This is a genomic window from Streptosporangium roseum DSM 43021 (assembly GCF_000024865.1).
In the GTDB taxonomy this organism is placed as follows: Bacteria; Actinomycetota; Actinomycetes; order Streptosporangiales; family Streptosporangiaceae; genus Streptosporangium; species Streptosporangium roseum.
This window is the reverse complement of record NC_013595.1, coordinates 3,003,386-3,022,982: the sequence shown is the minus strand read 5'-3', so window position 1 is coordinate 3,022,982 and position 19,597 is coordinate 3,003,386. Positions and strand designations below refer to the sequence as shown.

Sequence of the window (19,597 nt, the reverse complement as noted above, 5' to 3'; positions counted from 1 at the left end):
GACGTGGACGACGATCTGACCATCGGCGGGGAGAAGTTCTCCTCCCGCCTCATCATGGGCACCGGGGGCGCGCCCTCGCTGGAGGTCCTGGAGCAGGCGCTGGCCGTCTCGGGCACCGAGCTGACCACGGTCGCGATGCGGCGGCTGGACCCGTCCGCGCCGGGTTCCGTGCTCGACGTGCTGCGCAGGCGCGGCATCAAGGTCCTGCCGAACACCGCCGGCTGCTTCACCGCGGGGGAGGCCGTGCTGACCGCCAGGCTGGCCAGGGAGGCCCTGGAGACCAACTGGGTCAAGCTGGAGGTCATCTCCGACGAGCGGACCCTGCTGCCCGACCCGATCGAGACCTTCGACGCGGCCGAGCGGCTGGTCGCCGACGGGTTCGTGGTGCTGCCCTACATCGGCGACGACCCGGCCCTGGCGCGCCGGCTGGAGCAGGCGGGCTGCGCGGCGGTGATGCCGCTGGGCGCGCCGATCGGCTCGGGGCTGGGCATCCGCAACCCGCACAACATCGAACTCATCGTGGAGTCGGCGAAGGTGCCGGTGATCCTGGACGCCGGGATCGGCACGGCGAGTGACGCGACGCTGGCGATGGAGTTAGGTTGCGACGCGGTGCTGCTGGCCACGGCGGTGACCCGGGCGCAGCGGCCGGACCTGATGGCGCAGGCCATGCGCTCGGCGGTCGTCGCGGGCCGCCAGGCCCGGCTGGCGGGGCGGATCCCCCGGCGGCGCTACGCGGAGGCGTCGTCCCCTATGAATCCATAGGAAACAGTCAACTTCTCGGCATCGGTTTGGAACACCGGGACCCTGCGGGCGCCAAATCGCCCGTAAACTCAGCCGGGTGGACACGACGCTTACGGACCCCCTAGTCGGGAAACTCCTCGACGGGCGTTACCGCGTTGAGTCCCGGATCGCCCGGGGCGGCATGGCGACCGTCTATCTGGCTCTGGACATCCGGCTCGACCGCACGGTCGCCGTGAAGGTGATGCACCGCTCCCTCGCCGAGGACCCCGCGTTCGTGCGACGGTTCATCGGCGAGGCGAAGTCGGTGGCGAGCCTTTCGCACCCCAACGTGGTGCATGTCTTCGACCAGGGCACCGACGGAGACAACGTCTACCTGTCGATGGAGTACGTGCCGGGGCGCACCCTGCGCGACGTGCTCCGTGCCCGGGGCAGGCTGCCCGCCCGCGAGGCCCTAGAGGTCATGATCCCGGTGCTCGCCGCGCTGGGCGCCGCGCACCAGGCCGGGCTGGTCCACCGGGACGTCAAACCGGAGAACGTACTGCTCAGCGATGACGGCCGGGTCAAGGTGGTGGACTTCGGCCTGGCCCGCGCGATCGAGGCGACCAACCAGACGCGGACGGGCGTCATGATCGGCACCATCGGCTACATGTCGCCCGAGCAGGTGACCTCCGGTGCCACCGACGCCCGCAGCGACGTCTACTCGGCCGGGATCATGCTGTTCGAGCTCCTCACCGGCCGCCAGCCGTACGAGGGCGACACCCCGATGTCGGTGGCCTACCGGCACGTGCACGACACCGTGCCCGTGCCCTCGACGCTGCTGCCGGGCACCCCGCCACTGCTGGACACGCTGGTGGCGCAGGCGACGGCCCGCGACCCCGCGACCCGCCCGGCGGACGCCACCGCGCTGCTGGTCGCCGCGGTGGACGCGCACCGGATGCTGCCCAGGGAGAGCGGCCCGGTGCCGTCCGTCCCGGTCGGCCCGCCGCAGAGCCCGGACGCGGCGCCCCCGCCGGCCAACCAGACCCTGATCCAGCCCCGCGTCGAGCTGCTCACCAGCCCCGTCTCCGACGCCGCCGAGCGCGCCGCTCCCCGGGCGCGGCGGGGCTTCCGGCCCAACTGGTTCCTGATCGCGCTGGCCGTGGTGATGGTGGTCGCGGTCGGGGTGACCGGCTGGATGTTCTCCCAGACCACCACCGTCACGGTGCCCTCGCTGGTCGGCAAGAACATCACGATCGCCGAGGGCGAGGCCAGGAAGCTCGGCTTCCTGGTCGAGGTCGGCAAGGCGGAGAACGACGAGAAGGTGCCCAAGGGCAACGTGCTGCGGACCGACCCGGTGGCGGGCACCGAGACGGAGGGCAAGACCAAGCTGGTCATCATCGCCTCGGCGGGCCCCAAGCGGGTCGCCGTGCCCAACGTGGTGGGCCTCGACGAGAACAGCGCGCGGGCGAAGCTGGCCGAGGTCGGGCTGGTCGTCGACGACGTCAGGAAGCAGCCCAGCGAGACCGTGCCGCGAGGCCAGGTGATGCGGACCAGCCCCGCCGTGGGCAACCCGGTCCGGGAGGGCAGCAAGATCGACCTGGTCAAGAGCGCGGGCCTGGTCATGCCGGACATCAAGGGCATGCCCCGCGACCAGGCCGACGCCATGCTGCGCGCCGCGGGCTTCAACCCCCAGTTCGTCGAGCAGACCGACTCCGCCCAGCCCTGCACGGTCATCGCCCAGGACCCCCAGCCCAACGCGGAGATCGACAAGGGTGCCGTCGTCCGACTCACCCTCTCGCAGTGCAACAACGGCGAGTGGCGCTGGCCGTGGGAGCACGAGGGCGACAACGGTGGCGGCGGCGACGACAAGATCATCATCATTCCCAACGTGATGTTCAAGGACGTCAAGGCGGCCCGCGAGGAACTACGCGTGGCGGGGATGAGGGTGAAGATAAAAAAAGGCCCGGGCCGGGGCGTGGTCCTGGCCCAGATCCCGCCGGGTGGGCAGCAGGCTCCCCCCGGAACTGAGGTGACCCTCTGGCACTGAGCCGGCGGGCAAGGCGCCCCCCGGCGCGTAAGACACCGAGCCGGACGCGAAGGGCCCGGTCTCCGACCACGGAGACCGGGCCCTTCGCCTCTCCCGGCGCTCGTCCGGGGAAGCCGCCCCGCAGGTCCTTCCGGCGCTCACCGAGAAAGCCGCCCGGGGCAGTGCCGGCCCCGCTGAGGAAGCCGCCCGGCAGGGCCTCCCGGTGGCTCGCCGGGGAAGCCCGCCGACAAGGCCCGTCAGCGCTCGCTGAGGAAGCCGTGCAGGCGGACGCGGGCGAGGCCGCCGTCGGGGTAGACGTCCACCCGGACGTGGGTGGCGACGGGCGCGTCGTCGAGGCGGAAGCGGTGCGAGGTGTCGGGCTGCAGGCGGGTCCTGGGCAGCAGCTCGAACCAGGTGTCCCCGTCGGCGGTGCCCGTGATCGAGACCGCTCCCGGCGCGTTGAACAGCAGGTTGGTCGTGTCGATCTCGGCGAGCTTGACGACACCGGCGCCCGCCAGGCGGATCAGCAGCCAGTCGTTGCCGTCGTCGCGGCGGCGGGCGGTCTCCCAGCCCTCGGCCTGGTGCCGGGCGAGGCCGGGGGCGATGACGTTGTTGGGCGAGGAGTAGAACTCGTTGGAGCAGCCGGTGACCAGCGCGCCGTTCGCCAGCGCGGCCAGGTCCAGGCCGAGGCCGTCGTACAGGGTCAGATCGGGCTTGACCTCGCCGTGCACGCGCAGCCGGGCGATGCCGCCGTCGGGGAACATGTTCAGCCGGACGTGCGTGTGGCGCCGGCCGTCGGTCACGTCGAACAGATGCTCGGCGTCACCCTTGAGGGCGCTCTTCGGGACGATCTCCACCCACTCGGCGGCCTCCAGCTCGGCGACCGTGGGGTAGCCCTCGACCGCGGCCGCCTCGACGGAGGCGTGGGGCGGGTAGTTGCCCTTGAACCACGCGGTGTCGATCACGACGCCGCGGATCACGCCCGGCAGGCCGAGCCGGACCATGGCCCAGTCGTGGCCGGGCTCGCGCCGCCGCCGGGTCTCCCAGCCGTCGTAGACCTGCCCCTTGGGGCCGAAGGTGTGCGCCTGGAAGGCGGGACGGCCGGGGCTGATCAGGCTCTCCCGCTCGGCGAACGACTCGTCGTTGGCCGCGACGACCGAGCCTCCGTGGGTGCGCAGGGCGAGGTCGGGCAGTGCGGTGAATCCGCTCACGGTGAGGGCCTTTCTTCCGTGGTGCGTTCCGATCCCGGGTGGCGCGCTCCGGCCGGGGAGGGGCGCAGGAGCTCTCCGCCGGGGGGGTCGCCCACGGCCCGGCCGCGCAGCCAGGTCGCGCGGACCACGCCGCGCAGCGTCCTGCCGTGGTAGGGCGTGACCGGGTTCCTGTGGTGCAGGGCGGCCGCGTCCACGGTGTGGCCGGCGTCGGGGTCGAAGGCGACCAGGTCGGCGTCCTTGCCCACGGCGATGGCGCCCTTGCCGTCCAGGCCGGCCAGCGCCGCGGGGTTGGCGGCCATCCACCGGACCACCTGGCCGAGGCCGTGCCCGCGACGCGAGGCCTCGGTCCACACGGCCGCCAGGCCGAGCTGGAGGGAGGAGATCCCGCCCCAGGCCGCGGCGAAGTCGGGCACCTTGAGGTCCGGGGTGGACGGTGAGTGGTCGGAGACGACGCAGCTCAGCACGCCGTCGGCGAGCCCGCGCCAGAGTCGCTCGCGGTTGGCGGAGGTCCGGATCGGCGGGCAGCACTTGAACTCGGTCGCGCCCCGCGGCACCTCCTCGGCCGTCAGCGTCAGGTAGTGCGGGCAGGTCTCGGCGGTGATCCTGACGCCCTCCCGCCGCGCCCTGGCCAGGGGTTCCAGGCAGAGCGCGGAGGAGACGTGCAGGATGTGCGCCCGCACACCGGTCTCCCCCGCCAGCGCGACGACCAGTTCGACCGCGCGGCGCTCCGACCGGCCGGGGCGGGAGTCGAGGAACTCCTCGTAGCCGGGGCCGGCCGGTTCGGCGAGCAGCCCCGGGTCCTCGGCGTGGACGATCAGCAGGCCGTCGAAGGAGGCGATCTCCACCATGGCCGCCCGCAGCCCGTCCACGTCCAGCGGCGGGAACTCCTCCACGCCGGACGGCGACAGGAAGCATTTGAAACCGTGCACCCCGGCCTCGTGCAGCGGCCGCAGGTCCTTGACGTTGCCGGGGACCGCACCGCCCCAGAAGCCCACGTCCACCAGGCACTGCCCGGCCGCGGCCCTCCGCTTGCCGGCCAGCGCGCCCACGTCCACCGTCGGCGGCAGCGAGTTGAGCGGCATGTCCACGATCGTGGTGACCCCGCCCGCGGCGGCCGCCCGGGTGGCGGAGGCGAAGCCCTCCCAGTGCGTCCGGCCGGGCTCGTTGACGTGCACGTGGGTGTCCACGAGGCCGGGCAGCAGCGCGGTGTCGCCGAGGTCGACCTGTTCGGCGGCCTCCAGGACGGCGTCGTAGGCGTGCAGGCCGGCGATCCTGCCCCGCCGTACGGCCACCGCCGCCGGGCCCTCCCCTTCCGGGAGCACGGCCCGGCGAGACCGGATGACCAGGTCCGTCACATCTTCGGCCCGCATGCCCATCGCCTCTCAGTCCTCCCCGCCCGGCAGCCGGACGTCCCGGCGCCCGGCCGTCCGGGCCGTCCTCGCCCGGTGCGGCGTGAACGGCCCGGTGGCCGGACCCTCGTCAAAGGTGCCCGCGCGCGACCTCGCGCGCGAGCCGCTCCAGCAGCGGGCCCGCCTCGGACATGCACACGGCCGGGTCGGGCTCGATGTCGGTGAGCGCGTAGGCGGCCGTGATGCCCGCCGCGTTCAGCTCCTCGTCGCCGAGGGTACGGCGGCCGCAGACCGCGACGACGGGGATCCCGGCCTTGGCGGCGGCGGCCGCGACCCCGGCGGGGGCCTTGCCGCGCAGGGTCTGCTCGTCCAGCGAGCCCTCGCCGGTGATGACCAGGCGTGCGCCGTCGAGCCGGTCGTGGAAGCCGAGCAGGTCGAGCAGGTATTCGATGCCGGGGCGGACGTCGGCGGACAGGAAGGCCAGGGCGGCGAAGCCCACTCCCCCGGCGGCGCCCGCGCCCGGCTGGGCGGCCACGCCCATGGGACGGACGATCCCGTCGTGCTCGATGGCACCGGCCAGGCCGTGGGTGTGCGCGGCGACAGCGGCGAGCCTGGCCAGGGCCCCTTCGAGCACCTTCACCTCCTCGGGGCCGGCGCCCTTCTGCGGGCCGTACACGGTGGCGGCGCCGTACGGGCCCAGGAGGGGGTTGTCCACGTCGCCGGCGACGACGAACTCGACCTCGTCGATCGCGACAAGCCCAGATTTGTCGATCTTCTCCAGGGCGCGCAGGGCGGCGCCGCCGCGCGGCAGCTCCTGCCCCGCGGCGTCCAGGAAGCGGACCCCCAGCGCCTGCATCATGCCGGCGCCGCCGTCGGTGCAGGCGCTGCCGCCGAGCCCGAGCACGATCCGCCGGGCGCCGCGCCGTACGGCATGGGCGATCAGCTCGCCGGTGCCGTAACTGGTCGCGGTCAGGGCCTGCGGGTCACCGGGCAGGCGGCGCAGGCCGGACGCCTCGGCGAGCTCGATGACGGCCGTCGCCACCTCGGCCGGGAACGGCGAAGACCCCGGACCGGCCGGGGACGGCGGGGAGCCCGGGACGGCCGCCGCGTCCTCGCCGGCGGCCGGGCCCCGCGCGCCCTCTGCGGCGGGATCGCGCCAGGCGTAGGCGGCGCGGACCGGCTGCCCCGTGGGACCGGTGACCTCGACCTCGACGCGGGTGAAGCCGCAGGCCACGACCGCGTCCACGGTGCCGTCGCCGCCGTCGGCCACCGGCAGCGCGACCGTGACGACATCCGGGCCGAGCCCCGCCGCCACGCGGGCGGCCACCTCGGCTCCGGTCAGCGACCCCTTGAACTTGTCCGGGGCGATGACGACATGTCCCGAAGACTCAGACAACCCTGCTCCCTGATGGAGAATCGGCGGACCCGCGCTCCCGCCCGGCGCGGGGCGGGATGGGCGCGTTCCGGAACCCGGTGAGATGGAGGACCATCATCACACCTGCCCGTCGGCGGGCTCGAACCCGCCTACGCCTCCGGCGGCCGGATCGTGCGGACGGGTGCCCGACCGCCGCCCGGTCACGGTGCCGGGCGGGATCGGGCGGAGGGCCCGCACCCGCTCAGGAGCGGACCTCCTTGCCCGCGGCGAAGCCCCGCTCCTCGGCCAGGCGCATGAGACGGCGGTGGGCCTCGCCCCCCGCCCGGCCGAGCTCGTCCTGGGCGACCGTGCGCAGCTCGTCGTCCTCGACGACCGTCTCGCCGCCCACCAGCAGGCGCGCCAGAGGCGGCTGGCGGCTGCCGAAGACCAGGGTGCAGACCGGGTCGGTGACGGCCGAGGCGAAGGCGCCGTCGGTCCGCCACAGGGCGATGTCGGCGAGCTTTCCCGGCTCCAGGGAGCCGATCTCCTCCTCACGGCCCAGGTTCCGGGCCCCGCCGAGGGTGGCGATCTCCAGGGCCTGCCGGGCGGTGAGCGCGGTCGGCCCGTACCTGGCCCGCTGGAAGAGCAGGGCCTGCCGCATCTCCCCGGACAGCGAGGTCAGCTCGGCGGAGGCGCTGCCGTCCACCCCGAGGCCGACGACCGCGCCGCGCCGGAGCATCTCCGACACCCGGGCGATGCCCGCGCCGAGACGGCCGTTGGAGCTCGGGCAGTGCGCGGACCCGGTCCCGGTCTGGGCGAACACGGCGATGTCGGAGTCGCTCAGGTGGATGGCGTGGGCGAACCACACGTCCGGGCCGAGCCAGCCGAGCTTCTCCATGTAGTCGACCGGGCGCAGGCCGACCTGGGCCAGGCAGTGCTCCTCCTCGTCGAGGGTCTCGGCGAGATGGGTGTGCAGGCGCACGCCCTTGGACCTGGCCAGCGCGGCGGCCTCGGTCATCAGGTCCGCGCTGACCGAGAACGGCGAGCACGGGGCGACCGCGACGCGCAGCTTCGAGGAGAAGGACGGGTCGTGGTAGGCGTCGACGGCCTCGGCCGTCGCGGCGAGGATGTCGTCGAGCTTCTCGACCACGACGTCCGGCGGAAGGCCGCCCTGGGAGGCGCCCCGGTCCATCGACCCCCGGGCGGGATGGAACCGGATGCCCAGGTCCCGGGCCGCCTCGATCTCCGCGGCGAGCAGGTCCCCGCGCCCCTTGGGGAAGACGTAGTGGTGGTCGCTGGAGGTGCTGCAGCCGGACAGGGCCAGGTAGCCCAGGCCCGCGCCGGCCGCGCCCTTGACGACCTCGGCGTCCATGGCGGCCCACACCTGGTAGAGCGCCACCAGCCACTCGAAGAGCGTGGCGTCCTGGGCCAGGCCCTGCGAGGCCCACTGGTAGAGGTGGTGGTGGGTGTTGACCAGGCCGGGGGTGGCCAGGCAGCCCGTACCGTCGATCCTGGTGGCACCCGGGACGGCCGGGGCGGGCCCGGGACCGAGCGCCACGATCCTGTCGCCCTCGACGTGGATGTGACCGGAGGGGATCTCCGGGCCCACGACCGGGGCGATGTGGACGTTCTCCATCAGAACGACGCTCATCGGCGCGGCCCATCCGCTCACGGGGCCGCCGCCTTCCGTGCCGCGGCGAGCCGTACGGCGTCGAGGATCTTCTCGTAGCCGGTGCACCGGCACAGGTTGCCCGCCAGGGCCTCGCGGATCTCGGCGTCGGAGGGCCGCGGGATCCGCTCGATCAGGTCGTGGGCCTGGACGACGAGGCCGGGGGTGCAGAAGCCGCACTGGACGGCGCCGCACTCGACGAAGGCCTCCTGGACCGGGTCGAGCCGGTCGCCCTCGGCGAGCCCCTCGACCGTGCGGACCTCCCGGCCCTCGGCCTGACCGGCCGCCACCAGGCAGGCGCAGACGGGGACGCCGTCGAGGTAGACCGTGCACGACCCGCATTCGCCCTGCTCGCAGGCGTTCTTGGAGCCGGGCAGGCCCACCCGCTCGCGCAGGACGTACAGCAGGCTCTCGCCCTCCCAGACGTCGTCGGCCGTCTCCGCACGGCCGTTGACGGTGAAGCTGACGCGCATCAGCCCGCCCTCCTTCCGAGGTGCCCGGACCGGAACTCGTTCCATGCCCAGGTCAGGGTGCGGCGCGCCATCACCCCGATGGCGTGCCTGCGGTAACCGGCGGTGCCGCGGACGTCGTCGATCGGCGAGGCCGCCTCCGACGCCAGCTCGCCGAAGCGCCTGAGCACCTCGGGATCCAGCCGGGCGTCCCAGTCGAGTTCGGCGGCGAGGAACTCCTCGGCCGCGACGGCCCGGCGGGGGGTCGGAGCGGCCGAGCCGATGCCGGTGCCCACCCGCCGCTCGCCGGGATGCAGCGCGATCGCGAACGAGCAGACCGCGATCACCATGGCGTTGCGGGTGCCGACCTTGGAGAAGTACTGCGGGCCGCTCGCGGGGCTCATCCAGAACGCCCGGATCAGCTCGTCCGGCCGCAGGGCGCTCCGCTTGACCCCGAGGTAGAACTCGGCGGCGGGGATCATCCGCACGCCCCGGGCAGCGGACTCGACCTCGATGACCGCGTCCCCGGCGAGCAGCGGCGGGTGGCTGTCCCCGGCGGGCGAGGCCGCGCCGAGATTGCCTCCCACGGTGCCGCGGTTGCGGATCTGCGGGGAGCCGACCGTGCGCGCCGCCTGCGCCAGGCCCGGCAGCCGGTCGCCGAGTTCGGCGATCAGCCGCGCGTACGGCACGCCCGCGCCGACCCGGAGCCGGCCGTCCTCCTCGGTGGTCCACCGGGCGAGCTCGGCGACCCGGTTCAGGTCGAGCAGCGCGTCGGGCCGGTGGACGTCGAAGTTGATCTCCACCATCATGTCGGTGCCGCCCTGGATGGGCGCCGCGCCGGGCATGGCGGCCTTGGCCTCCAGTGCCTCCGCCCACGTGGCGGGTCGCAGGAATTCCACGGTCACTCCCACGCGAACCGGGCGGCGGGGGCGTCGTCGTCGAGCACGGCGCCCTCGATGAGCCCGTAGGGACGGTCGGCGGCGTAGAAGACCTCGTCCGGGTTGTCCAGCCCGAACGGCGTCAGGTCCACCGGGAAGTGGTGCTTGTTCGGCATCGCCAGGCGCACCTCGCAGATCTCGCCGCGGGTCTCCAGCACCCGCTTGCCCATCGCGTAGAGCGTCTGCTGCAACGACAGGCTGTGGGTCTCGGCGAACGCCTCCAGAAGGCATCGCCGCACCTCACTGTATGACTTGCCGAACGGGGAGCCGTCGGAGACATGCCGCCAAGCGGCCGACACCTCGGTGGCCAGGATGCGGTCGGTGACCGGCTGGAGGGTGGTGTACTCGTCCACGGCGAAGCCGTGGAACTCCGAGCCGGTCGAGTTGAGCACCACCAGGTCCTTCAGGCCGGACAGCACGGTGGTGGTCCCGTCCCGGTCGTGGTGGACGACGCAGGTGCGCACCTCCCTGCCCGAGCGGACGAAGGAGTGCCGCTCCCCGGACGGCCCCTGGACGGGGATGCGGTCCCAGAAGTACTCCTCGATCTCCACCCGGGCGTGGTGGACGGCGGGCTGGGAGCTGACGTAGTGGCGGGCCAGCAGGAGCGCGAAGTCCTCGATCTGGTCGACGCCGTACTTCCGGGCGAAGGCGTAGGCGGTGTTCTTCTGGGTGTCCGTCGGCAGGATCGCGGTGTTGTCCCCGCTCAGGTGGGCCTCGTCCATGTCGCCCGAGAGCGCGGAGCTGACGTTGACGTCCTTGATGTGGTGGACACCGCCGTCCCTGACGACGCGGACCACCCGGGTCTCCGCCTTGCCGTAGCGGTTGGGGCCGAGAATGACGGCCATGCCTAGCTCCCTCGATACGTCGAATAGGCGAACGGGCTCAGCAGCAGGGGCACGTGGTAGTGCTCGTCCGGGTCCCCGACGGTGAAATCGATCGAGACCTCCGGGTAGAAGGCGTCCACCGCCCGGGCGGCGAAGTAGCCGCCGGTGTCGAAGACCAGCCGGTGCGCGCCCTCCCCGGGCGCCCAGCCCCCGATCCGGCCGTCGGCGTCGGTGACGCCCTCGGCGAGCACCGTGCCCGCCCGCTCCAGCCGTACGGCGACGCCGGCCGCGGGCCTGCCCAGCGCGGCGTCCAGGACGTGCGTGGACAGGCTCATCCGAGATCCCTCCGCCTCATGCGGCCTCCCCCGCTCCTCCGCGATCTCCGCGCCGTCACGGCGCCTCTCCCCGCAGCTCTCATGGCGCGTCCCCCAGCAGTTTCGCCACGCGCAGGCAGGTGATGCGGGCCAGCTCGGCCCGGACGACGTCGCGCTCCGTCGCGTCGTCGTTGCGCAGCCGTTCCCGCAGGCGGCTCAGCATCTCCTCGGCCGTCATGCCGGTGGCGCAGACGAGGTAGACGTGGCCGAACCGCTCCTCGTAGGCCCGGTTGCCCTCGGCCAGCCCGTCGAGCACCGTCCGGCCGGCCGTGTCCACGCCGGACTGCTCCTGCCGGGACCAGGACGTCTCCCGCGCCGCCCGGCCGCCGTCGCGGGGCGGCTCACCGATCCTCGCCGGGGACGGGGGGGCGGCCCGGCCACCCTCGCGGGGCGGCTCACCGATCCGAGGATGCGCGGCCAGCGCCTCCTGGACGTCCGGCCAGGCCAGATCGCGTACGGCGGCACCCGCGGCCGCGGTCAGCCCGGCGAGGTCAGGGTAGGGGCGCCGCGCGGCCACCGCGCGGGCGAAGGCCCGGGAGGCGCAGCACGCCAGCAGCTCCGCCTCGGCCTCGGCGGCGCCGAGCGCGTTGAAGCCGGCCGGCCCCGCCGCCGATGCCGCGGAATTCACATTCGGCATGTGAGCAGTACACACACCACCGCCGTACGGGGTCCAGCAGCGAGAACTCCCAAGTGGAATAAAGGTTTGCCCTGGGTTTTCGTGTCATGCTCCAACTGCCCGGTTCCGCGGACCGGTCAGGGCGCCTGCCACCGCGGACCGGCAGGTGGAAGACGCCGGCCCGACGGCCGGGAAGTGTCGGCTCCAGCGCCTAAACTGACGGCATCATGACTTCTCTCTCCCTCATCGGCGGACAGGTGTCCGTCACCGGCGGCCTGGCCAAGGGCGGCCTGCAGTACGCCTCGGACATCGGCGCCGAGATGATCCAGGTGTTCGTCAGCAACCCCCGGGGCTGGACGCCGGCGATGGGCAACCCCGTCCAGGACGCCAAGCTCATCGAGTCGGGCGTGCTCTCCTTCGTGCACGCCCCCTACCTCATCAACATGGGCTCTCCCAGCGCCGACACGCTGGAGAAATCGGTGGCCACCGTACGGCACGGCCTGCTGCGCTCCCACGCGATCGGCGCCGCGGGCATGGTGATCCACACGGGATCGGCGGTGAGCCAGCCCAGGGAAGACGCCCTGCGCCAGTTGCACGAGCACCTGCTCCCCCTTCTGGAGGAGATCCCCGACGACGGCCCGGACCTGCTGCTGGAGCCGATGGCCGGGCAGGGCGCCATGCTCTGCGCGACCGTCCAGGACCTGGAGCCCTATCTCGCCGCCCTCGACTGGCACCCGAAGGCGGGGATCTGCCTGGACACCTGCCACGCCTTCGCCGCCGGCCACGACCTGTCGACCGTCGAAGGCGTCGGGGAGACCCTCGACGCGCTGCACGCGATCGCCCCCGGGCGGCTCAAGCTGATCCACGCCAACGATTCCAAGGACGTGTGCGACTCCAAGAAGGACCGGCACGAGAACATCGGCGCGGGTCACATCGGCATGGAGCCCTTCGCGGAGCTGATGCGTCACCCGGTGTCCGCCGGAGTGCCGCTCTGCATCGAGACTCCGGGCGGCGTCGACAAGCACCGTGAGGACATCGAGCTGCTGAAGAAGCTCCGCGACGGCAACGCCGGGGACTGACGGCGGCGGGGACTGCGGGGGCTGACGGCAGCGGGCGGCTCCAAGCCGCGGCGAGCGGCCGGAGACCGCCGGCTGCGGGCGTGGGTGTTGATCACCTGGCCGGGTTCAGGGCCGCGGCGCGCAGGGCGAGGGCGACGACGGCGGCGTCGCCGGGAGCGCGGACGTCGCGGCCGGTGAGGTCGCGGAAGCGGGCGAAGCGGTGCTGGACCGTGTTGCGGTGGCAGTAGAGCGCGACCGCGGTGTCGGCGATCGACCCGGTGCCCGACAGGTGGGTGCGCACGGTCTCCAGCAACCGGTCGCGTTCGGCCGCGCCGATGGCGGCCAGCGGGCCCAGCACCCGCTCGGCGAGCTCGGCGGCGAGCTCCGGGCTGTGCGCGGCGAAGACGTCCAGCCAGCGCTCCTCCAGCCGCTGGGGCCCCTCGGTGTCCGGGCCGGCGGCCCGCGCGGCCGCCGCCGCCAGCCGGACGGCATGGGGGACCTGGGCGAGCTCGTCCACCGGGGGTGACACCCCGCACCGCACGCCGCCCAGCAGGCCCAGCACGGTCTTCTCCGGGACGCCCACCCTTCCGGAGGGCTGGGCCACGAGCATGTCGCCGGTCGGCGACTCGTGGCGGTGGCAGCGCAGGCCCGAGGAGGCCATCACGGTCGCCGCGGCACGCAGCTCGGCGCTCGCCCCCGGGTCGGCCACCGCCACGAAGAACCGGCCCGAGACGTCGAAGCCCAGCACCTGCCCGGCGTCCCGCACCACGTCGGGGTTGCGGCCGTCGTTGTCGAGGAGCCGGGCGAACCAGGCGCGGCGCTGGTCCTCTCGCTGCCTGCCCATCTCCAGCACCGCCCGCTGGTAGCCCGCCATCAGCCCGGTGACGTGCTGCTCGACCGCCTCCCAGACCAGGTGCGCGCTGCGCAGCAGCTCGGTCATGTCCTCCGGACCGGCCCGCTCGACCAGGCCCTGCCACAGCGCCCGCGCGTCCAGGCGGCCGGCGGCCAGCAGGGACGCCAGCGGCACGCCCTGCCCGGCCCGCCGCTCCCCCAGACGCTCGGAGTGCTCGGCCAGCTCGGGCGGGACCTCGCCCTCGGCGACGTGCCGCAGGATGAGCGCGAACCCGATCCGCGCGCCCTCCCTGACCTCCTCGCGGGGCACGAGCCCTCCGGCGTACGACTCCAGCGCCATCACCTGGTCGGTCCAGACCTCGATGAGGCCCTGGAGGTCGGCCAGCCGCTCAAGGGCCAGGCGTGAGAGCACTTCATTGGGCACATGCACAATCTATCGGCCCATTTCCGCGTTGTATCACCGTTGGCTGCCCCTCTGACCTGCACATACGGTGAACGGAACGTTGCAACTCGGAAGGCGGTGCTGTCGCGCTGTGCACCTGACACCCCGTGAGCAGGAGCGGCTCACCATCTTCACCGTGGCGGAACTGGCGCGCCGCAGGCGCTCCCGGGGCCGCCGTCTCAACGCCCCGGAGGCGATCGCGCTCATCTGCGACGAGATCCTGGAGCAAGCCTGGGACGGCGCCTCGCTGGAGGAGGTCGTGTCCGCCGCCCAGACCCTGCTGACCGCCGGGGACGTGATGGACGGCGTGCCGTCCCTGGTCACACACGTGCAGGTGGAGGCGCTCTTCCCGAACGGCACGGCGCTGGTGGCGGTGGACGCCCCCTTCGGCCCCGCCGCCGGGCAGGGGCCGGGCTGGGTCGAGGCCGGCGAGGGCTCGGTGGAGCTGAACGCGGGGCGCGAGCGGCGCACGCTGCCGGTGCTCAACGAGGGCGACCGCACCGTCTACGTGTCCTCCCACTTCCCGCTGACGGAGGTCAACGCCGCCCTCGCCTTCGACAGGGAGCGGGCGGCCGGAATGCGGCTGGACATCCCGGCGGGCACGGCGACGGCCTTCCCGCCCGGCGAGACCCTGGAGGTCGAAGTGGTGGTGAGGTCGTCATGAGCAGTGTCTCCCGCGACACCTACAACAAGCTTTACGGCCCGACGGCCGGGGACCGGGTCCGGCTCGGCGACACCTGCCTGTGGATCGAGATCGAGCGTGACGACGTCCCGCACGGCGACGAGCTGCTCGGCGGCTGCGGCAAGACACTGCGCGACGGCCTGCTGGCCGCCCCCCGCGGCGACCGGGACTCGGCGCTGGACGTGGTGGTGGCCGGGGTCGTGCTGATGGACCCGGTGCTGGGCGTGCGCAAGACCCACATCGGCGTCAAGGACGGCCGCATCGTCCCCTTCGAGGGCGCCGTCATCGACTCCCACACCGCGATAGTGCCCGGCGAGGGGCTGATCGCCACCCCCGGCGTCGTCGACTCGCACGTGCACCTGTCCTCACCCGAGATCGCCCCGGCGGCGCTGGCCTCCGGCGTCACGACGGTCGTGGGCATGGGCCTGGGCGGCGTCTGGGACGTGGGCTGCAACCCGGCGCACAACCTGCACACGCTGATGAGCGCCTGGCGCGGCACCCCGCTGAACGTCGCGTTCCTGGCCCGGGGATCCTCCAGCTCCTCGACGCTGCTGGAGGAGGCGGTGCTGGCCGGGGCCGGCGGTTTCAAGATCCACGAGGACTTCGGCGCCACCCCGCGCATCGTGGACACCTGCCTCGGCGTCGCCGAGCAGGCGGACCTGCCGGTGGCGTTGCACTCGGACTCGATGAACGAGTCCGGCTACCTCGCCGACACCGTCGGCGCCACGCGGGGCCGTACCGTGCACGCCTACCACGTCGAAGGCGGCGGCGGCCATCCCGACCTGCTGGAGATCCTCGGCGAGCCGAACATCCTCGCCTCCTCCACCACGCCGACCATCCCCTACACCACCAACACGGTCGGCGAGCTGTTCCCGATGACGATGACCGTGCACCGGCAGAACCACCACATCGACAGCGACGTGGAGGTGACGAGGACCCGGCTGCGCGTCCACGGCATCGCCGCCGAGAACGTGCTGCACGACCTCGGCGCCATCAGCATCGTCAACTCTGACTCCATGGGCATGGGCCGGGTCGCCGAGACCGTCCGCCGCACCTGGCAGCTGGCCCACCTGCAGGCCCTGCGCGCGGGGACCCCCGGCGTCGACAACGCCCGGGTGCTGCGGTACCTGGCCAAGCTGACCCTGAACCCGGCCATCGCCCACGGCCTCGCCCACGAGGTGGGCACCCTGCAGCCGGGCCGTCTGGCCGACATCGTGCTGTGGCACCCCGCCTGGTTCGGCACCAAGCCCGAGCTCGTGCTCAAGGGCGGCTTCGTCGCCCACGGCGTGTCCGGCAGCGGCTCGGGCTCCACCCGGCTCACCCAGCCCCGCACCTACCGCCCCTACTTCGGCGGGCTCGGCGACGCGCCGAGCCGGCTGTCGCGGGTCTTCGTCGCCCACGAGGCGCTCGACTCCGCCGAATCCCGTGACGCGCTGCCCACCGGCCTGCGCTACGCGGCCATCCGGCACTCACGCGGCCTGACCAGGGCCGACATGTGCCGCAACACCGCGACCCCGCAGGTCGAGGTGCCCCGCGATCCCGGTCCCGTCCTGGTGGACGGGACCGAGGTCGGCGTGGCCCCCGCGACCGAGGTGCCGCTCGCCCGTCTCCACCACTTCGCCTAACCCCCCTGGTGACTCCCATGAGCAAGACGAACGCCCGCGGCGCGGGCATCGCCTCCTTCGTCGGCACCTCCATCGAGTGGTACGACTTCTACATCTACGGCACCGCGTCCGCGCTGATCTTCGGCAGGCTCTTCTTCCCGGAGGCCAGCCCGACCGCCGGCGTGATGGCGTCCTTCGCCACGTTCTGGGTGGGCTTCCTGGCCCGGCCGCTGGGTGGTGTGATCTTCGGTCACCTGGGCGACCGCATCGGCCGCAAGGGCACGCTGGTGGCCACGCTGCTGCTGATGGGCGGCGCGACCACGCTCGTGGGCGTGCTGCCCACCTACGAGTCGATCGGCATGCTCGCCCCGATCCTGCTGGCCGTCCTGCGCCTGGTGCAGGGCATCGCGGTCGGCGGCGAGTGGGGCGGCGCGGTGCTGATCGCCGCCGAGCACGCCGGGCCGAAGCGCGTCTTCTACGCCGCCTTCGCCCAGCAGGGCTCCCCGGCCGGCTCGATCCTCGCCACCGGCATGTTCGCCCTGGTCAGCCTGATGCCCGACGAGGCCTTCCTGTCGTACGGCTGGCGTATCCCGTTCCTGGCGTCCGCCGTGCTGCTGGCGATCGGGCTGGTCATCCGGCTCAAGGTCGAGGAGTCGCCGGAGTTCGTGAAGATGCGCGACCAGCGCGAGGTGGCCAAGCTCCCCGTCGCGGAGGTCTTCCGTACGGCGTGGCCGCTGGTCCTGCTCGGCATCGGCGCGAGCGGCGTCGGCATCGCCTCCGCCTACTTCACCAACACCTTCATCCTGTCCTGGGCCACCACCGACCTGGGCATCGCCAAGGGCACCATGCTGAACGTGCTGCTCATCGTGGCGGTCGTGCAGTTCGTCACCCAGCCGATCGGCGCGGTGCTCGGCCAGAAGTGGGGCGCCGCCCGCTACATGCTGATCGCCTTCTCGGCGCTGCTGGTCTGCACGCCGATCACGTTCCTGATGGTGGGCACCGGCTCGCCCACGATGGCCACGCTGGGCCTGGCGCTGAGCATCGTGTTCGGCGGCTCGTCCTACGCCGCGCTGGCCGGGTTCCTGGCCGAGGTGTTCCCCGCCCGGGTCCGCTACACCGGCATCTCGCTGGCCTACCAGCTCTGCGGCGCGCTGATCGGCGGCACCGCCCCGATGATCGCTCAGGCCCTGCTGGGCTGGTCCGGCACGATCTGGGCGGTCGTCATCCAGTACATCGCCATCATCCTGCTCACCATGGCCTGTGTCGCCGCGCTGCACCGCCGCTCGGCGGCCACCGCCGAGCCGGTTCCCGTGGGCGCCTGAGAGATCTGAGAGAGAAGAGAAGGGTCGCCATGCGTCTCGACGCACTGTTCGTCAACGGCCGGTTCACCACGCTGGACCCCGGCCGGCCCGAGGCCACCCGTCTGGGCGTGTTCGGCGGCCGGATCGCGGGGCTCAACGAGGAGCTGGACGGCGTCACCGCCGATCTGGTGGTCGACCTCGGCGGCGCGCCGGTGGTGCCCGGCTTCAACGACGCCCACCACCACCTGAGCATGCGCGGCCAGCGGCTGCGCGAGCTCGACCTGCGCGAGAGCCAGGTGGGGTCGCTGGACGAGCTGTACGCGAAGGTGGCCGAGCGGGCGGCCGGGCTGCCCCCGGACGCGTGGGTCCGGGGCGCCGGCTACGACCAGAACAAGCTGGGGGCCCACCCCACGCGCGAGGCCCTGGACAGGGCCTCGGGCGGGCGTCCCGTCTGGCTGCAGCACGTCTCGGGACACATGGGCGTCGCCAGCACCGAGGCCTTCGCCCGGATGGGCTTCTCCCGCGTGGAGGACGTCCCGGAGGTTCCCGGCGGCACCGTCGGGCGCGACGCCGCCGGGCTGCCCGACGGCCTGCTCACCGAGCAGGCCCAGGAGCTCGCCAACCGCGTGCTGCGGCCGGTGACCCACGAGGACTACATCCGGGGCCTCGCGCTCGCGAGCCGGGTGGCCGCGGCCGAGGGCCTGACCAGCTTCACCGAGCCGGGGGTCGGCCACGGCCTGGCCGGAAACGGCTCCTGGGACGTGGCCGCCTTCCAGGAGGCCGTACGGCAGGGCCTGCTGCTGCAGCGGGCCACCCTCATGCCGGGCTCGCCCAACCTCCACGACGTGGGGAACGGCCAGTTCGGGCTGGACCTGGGGATCGGCACCGGCCTGGGTGACGAACGGCTGCGGATCGGCCCGGTCAAGCTCTTCTCCGACGGCTCGCTGATCGGCAGGACCGCGGCGATGTGCTGCGACTACCAGGGGGAGCCTGGCAACCGGGGCCTGCTGCAGGAGGACGCCGAGGCGCTGCGTACGTTCATCCTGCGCGCCCACGCCTCCGACTGGCAGATCGCTACGCACGCCATCGGCGACCACGCGGTGGAGGTGATCCTGGACGCCTACGAGGAGGCCCAGGCCCGCCACCCGCGTCCCGACGCCCGCCACCGGATCGAGCACTGCGCGGTCACCAGCGACGCCCAGGTGGCCAGGATCGCCCGCCTCGGCGTGATCCCGGTCCCGCAGGGCCGGTTCATCTCCGAGCTCGGCGACGGCATGCTCGCCGCGCTCGGGCCCGAACGGGCGCGCGGCTGCTACCGGCAGCGGTCCTTCCTCGACGCCGGGATCCCGCTGCCGGGCAGCTCCGACTGCCCGGTCACCGACGGGGCCCCGCTGCTGGGCATTCACGACCTGGTCAACCAGCGCACCGCCGGCGGGGTCCCCTTCAACCCCGCCGAGGCGCTCACCGTCGCGCAGGCGCTGCACGCCTACACCGCCGGCTCCGCGCACGCCGTGCACGAGGACCACCTGAAGGGCGTGCTGAGCCGCGGCAGGCTGGCCGACTTCGCCGTGCTCTCCGACGACCTGTTCGCGGTGCCCGCCGAGCGCATCCGCGACCTCACGGTGGCCGCCACCGCGGTCGGCGGCGTCCTGGTCCACGACGCCGCGGGCTTCGCCCGCTGACCCCGCTCCGGGCGCCGGCCGGGCGGCCCCCGCTGCCCCGGCCGGCGGCCCCCGGCTGAAGTCGGGCGGCCCCGGCTGAGGACGGGCGGTCCCCGGCTGAGGACGGGCGGTCCCCGGCTGAAGACGGGGCGGCCCCCGCTGCCCCGGCCGGCGGCCCCCGGCTGAGGACAGGCGGTCCCCGCTGCCCGGCCGGGCGATCCCCGGCTGAGGACGGGGTGGGACGGGACGCCCGCTCTCGTGATCCGGCCGCCCCCGCGGGCCAGATCACGGTCCGGCCCGCGGGCTAACGCGGGCGTCCCATCGCACCGGAGATCGCCGGGCCCTCCCCCCGATCCAGGGCCCGGCAACCGGATGACCGGTATTGGTGGTCACCCGGGACTCCGCGCACCAGGACCCGAGCCTTCCGGCTCTGTCCCCCCCTGGTGCGGCGGGTTTGGCTCTCCGAT

At 73.4% G+C, this 19,597-nt stretch carries 17 protein-coding genes; 7 read left to right on the top strand and 10 right to left on the bottom strand.

From position 1 onward, the window contains the following. Positions 1-3: 3 nt before the first annotated feature. Both SROS_RS13465 and pknB read left to right on the top strand, forming a co-directional pair. The gene (locus SROS_RS13465; RefSeq protein WP_012889484.1) at positions 4-762 is read left to right on the top strand and encodes a thiazole synthase; all 759 of its coding nucleotides are present in this window, start codon (positions 4-6) and stop codon (positions 760-762) included. 76 nt (positions 763-838) lie between these two features. Then, the gene (gene pknB / locus SROS_RS13460) at positions 839-2,767 is read left to right on the top strand and encodes a Stk1 family PASTA domain-containing Ser/Thr kinase (RefSeq protein ID WP_012889483.1); all 1,929 of its coding nucleotides are present in this window, start codon (positions 839-841) and stop codon (positions 2,765-2,767) included. A 236-nt stretch (positions 2,768-3,003) separates the two neighbouring features. On the opposite strand, the gene alc is transcribed toward pknB, so the two are convergent. The 9 genes from alc to uraD all read right to left on the bottom strand — a co-directional run bounded on the left by alc (position 3,004) and on the right by uraD (position 11,551). Beyond that, on the bottom strand, positions 3,004-3,957 hold the full coding sequence (gene alc, locus SROS_RS51655; protein WP_012889482.1) for an allantoicase: 954 nt from the start codon (positions 3,955-3,957) through the stop codon (positions 3,004-3,006). Next, on the bottom strand, positions 3,954-5,327 hold the full coding sequence (gene allB / locus SROS_RS51650; protein ID WP_012889481.1) for an allantoinase AllB: 1,374 nt from the start codon (positions 5,325-5,327) through the stop codon (positions 3,954-3,956). Before allB ends, alc begins: the two co-directional genes overlap by 4 nt. A gap of 109 nt (positions 5,328-5,436) precedes the next feature. Next, positions 5,437-6,702 carry a glycerate kinase gene (locus SROS_RS13445; RefSeq protein WP_012889480.1) on the bottom strand — a complete coding sequence of 422 codons (1,266 nt, stop codon included), beginning with the start codon at positions 6,700-6,702 and terminating at the stop codon, positions 5,437-5,439. Between the two features lie 220 nt (positions 6,703-6,922). Next, the gene (locus SROS_RS13440) at positions 6,923-8,311 is read right to left on the bottom strand and encodes an 8-oxoguanine deaminase (RefSeq protein ID WP_174435254.1); all 1,389 of its coding nucleotides are present in this window, start codon (positions 8,309-8,311) and stop codon (positions 6,923-6,925) included. Positions 8,312-8,328: 17 nt separating this feature from the next. Next, the gene (locus tag SROS_RS13435) at positions 8,329-8,802 is read right to left on the bottom strand and encodes a (2Fe-2S)-binding protein (protein WP_012889478.1); all 474 of its coding nucleotides are present in this window, start codon (positions 8,800-8,802) and stop codon (positions 8,329-8,331) included. After that, the gene (locus tag SROS_RS13430; protein ID WP_012889477.1) at positions 8,802-9,677 is read right to left on the bottom strand and encodes an FAD binding domain-containing protein; all 876 of its coding nucleotides are present in this window, start codon (positions 9,675-9,677) and stop codon (positions 8,802-8,804) included. The genes SROS_RS13435 and SROS_RS13430 overlap by 1 nt, the downstream gene beginning before the upstream one ends. A 2-nt stretch (positions 9,678-9,679) precedes the next feature. Next, complete coding sequence (gene pucL, locus SROS_RS13425) at positions 9,680-10,561, bottom strand: factor-independent urate hydroxylase (protein WP_012889476.1); 882 nt, start codon at positions 10,559-10,561, stop codon at positions 9,680-9,682. Between the two features lie 2 nt (positions 10,562-10,563). Continuing rightward, entirely contained in the window at positions 10,564-10,875 is a 312-nt protein-coding gene (gene uraH / locus SROS_RS13420; protein WP_012889475.1) for a hydroxyisourate hydrolase, read from the bottom strand. Between the two features lie 79 nt (positions 10,876-10,954). Further along, complete coding sequence (gene uraD, locus SROS_RS13415; protein ID WP_012889474.1) at positions 10,955-11,551, bottom strand: 2-oxo-4-hydroxy-4-carboxy-5-ureidoimidazoline decarboxylase; 597 nt, start codon at positions 11,549-11,551, stop codon at positions 10,955-10,957. A 206-nt stretch (positions 11,552-11,757) separates the two neighbouring features. On the opposite strand from uraD, the gene SROS_RS13410 reads away from it, so the two are divergent. Next, positions 11,758-12,609 (top strand): deoxyribonuclease IV, encoded by an 852-nt coding sequence (locus SROS_RS13410; RefSeq protein WP_012889473.1) that lies wholly within the window; start codon positions 11,758-11,760, stop codon positions 12,607-12,609. A gap of 91 nt (positions 12,610-12,700) precedes the next feature. Here SROS_RS13410 and SROS_RS13405 read toward each other — a convergent pair whose 3' ends face one another. Then, positions 12,701-13,864: a PucR family transcriptional regulator gene (locus tag SROS_RS13405; protein ID WP_245564628.1), complete on the bottom strand. Its 1,164-nt coding sequence runs from the start codon at positions 13,862-13,864 to the stop codon at positions 12,701-12,703. A 109-nt stretch (positions 13,865-13,973) separates the two neighbouring features. Between SROS_RS13405 and ureA the strand changes: the two genes are divergently transcribed. Genes ureA through SROS_RS13385 form a run of 4 tightly spaced genes read left to right on the top strand, consistent with a single transcriptional unit; the run spans position 13,974 to position 19,151 of the window. Beyond that, positions 13,974-14,546 carry an urease subunit gamma gene (gene ureA / locus SROS_RS53860; protein ID WP_012889471.1) on the top strand — a complete coding sequence of 191 codons (573 nt, stop codon included), beginning with the start codon at positions 13,974-13,976 and terminating at the stop codon, positions 14,544-14,546. Next, entirely contained in the window at positions 14,543-16,189 is a 1,647-nt protein-coding gene (locus SROS_RS13395) for an urease subunit alpha (RefSeq protein ID WP_012889470.1), read from the top strand. Before ureA ends, SROS_RS13395 begins: the two co-directional genes overlap by 4 nt. Positions 16,190-16,206: 17 nt before the next feature. Then, positions 16,207-17,490, top strand: coding sequence for an MFS transporter (locus SROS_RS13390; protein ID WP_012889469.1), 1,284 nt, complete (start codon positions 16,207-16,209; stop codon positions 17,488-17,490). Positions 17,491-17,519: 29 nt separating this feature from the next. Next, a complete protein-coding gene (locus tag SROS_RS13385) occupies positions 17,520-19,151 on the top strand; it encodes an amidohydrolase (protein WP_012889468.1) in 1,632 nt (543 codons plus the stop codon). The last annotated feature ends 446 nt before the right edge of the window (positions 19,152-19,597 follow it).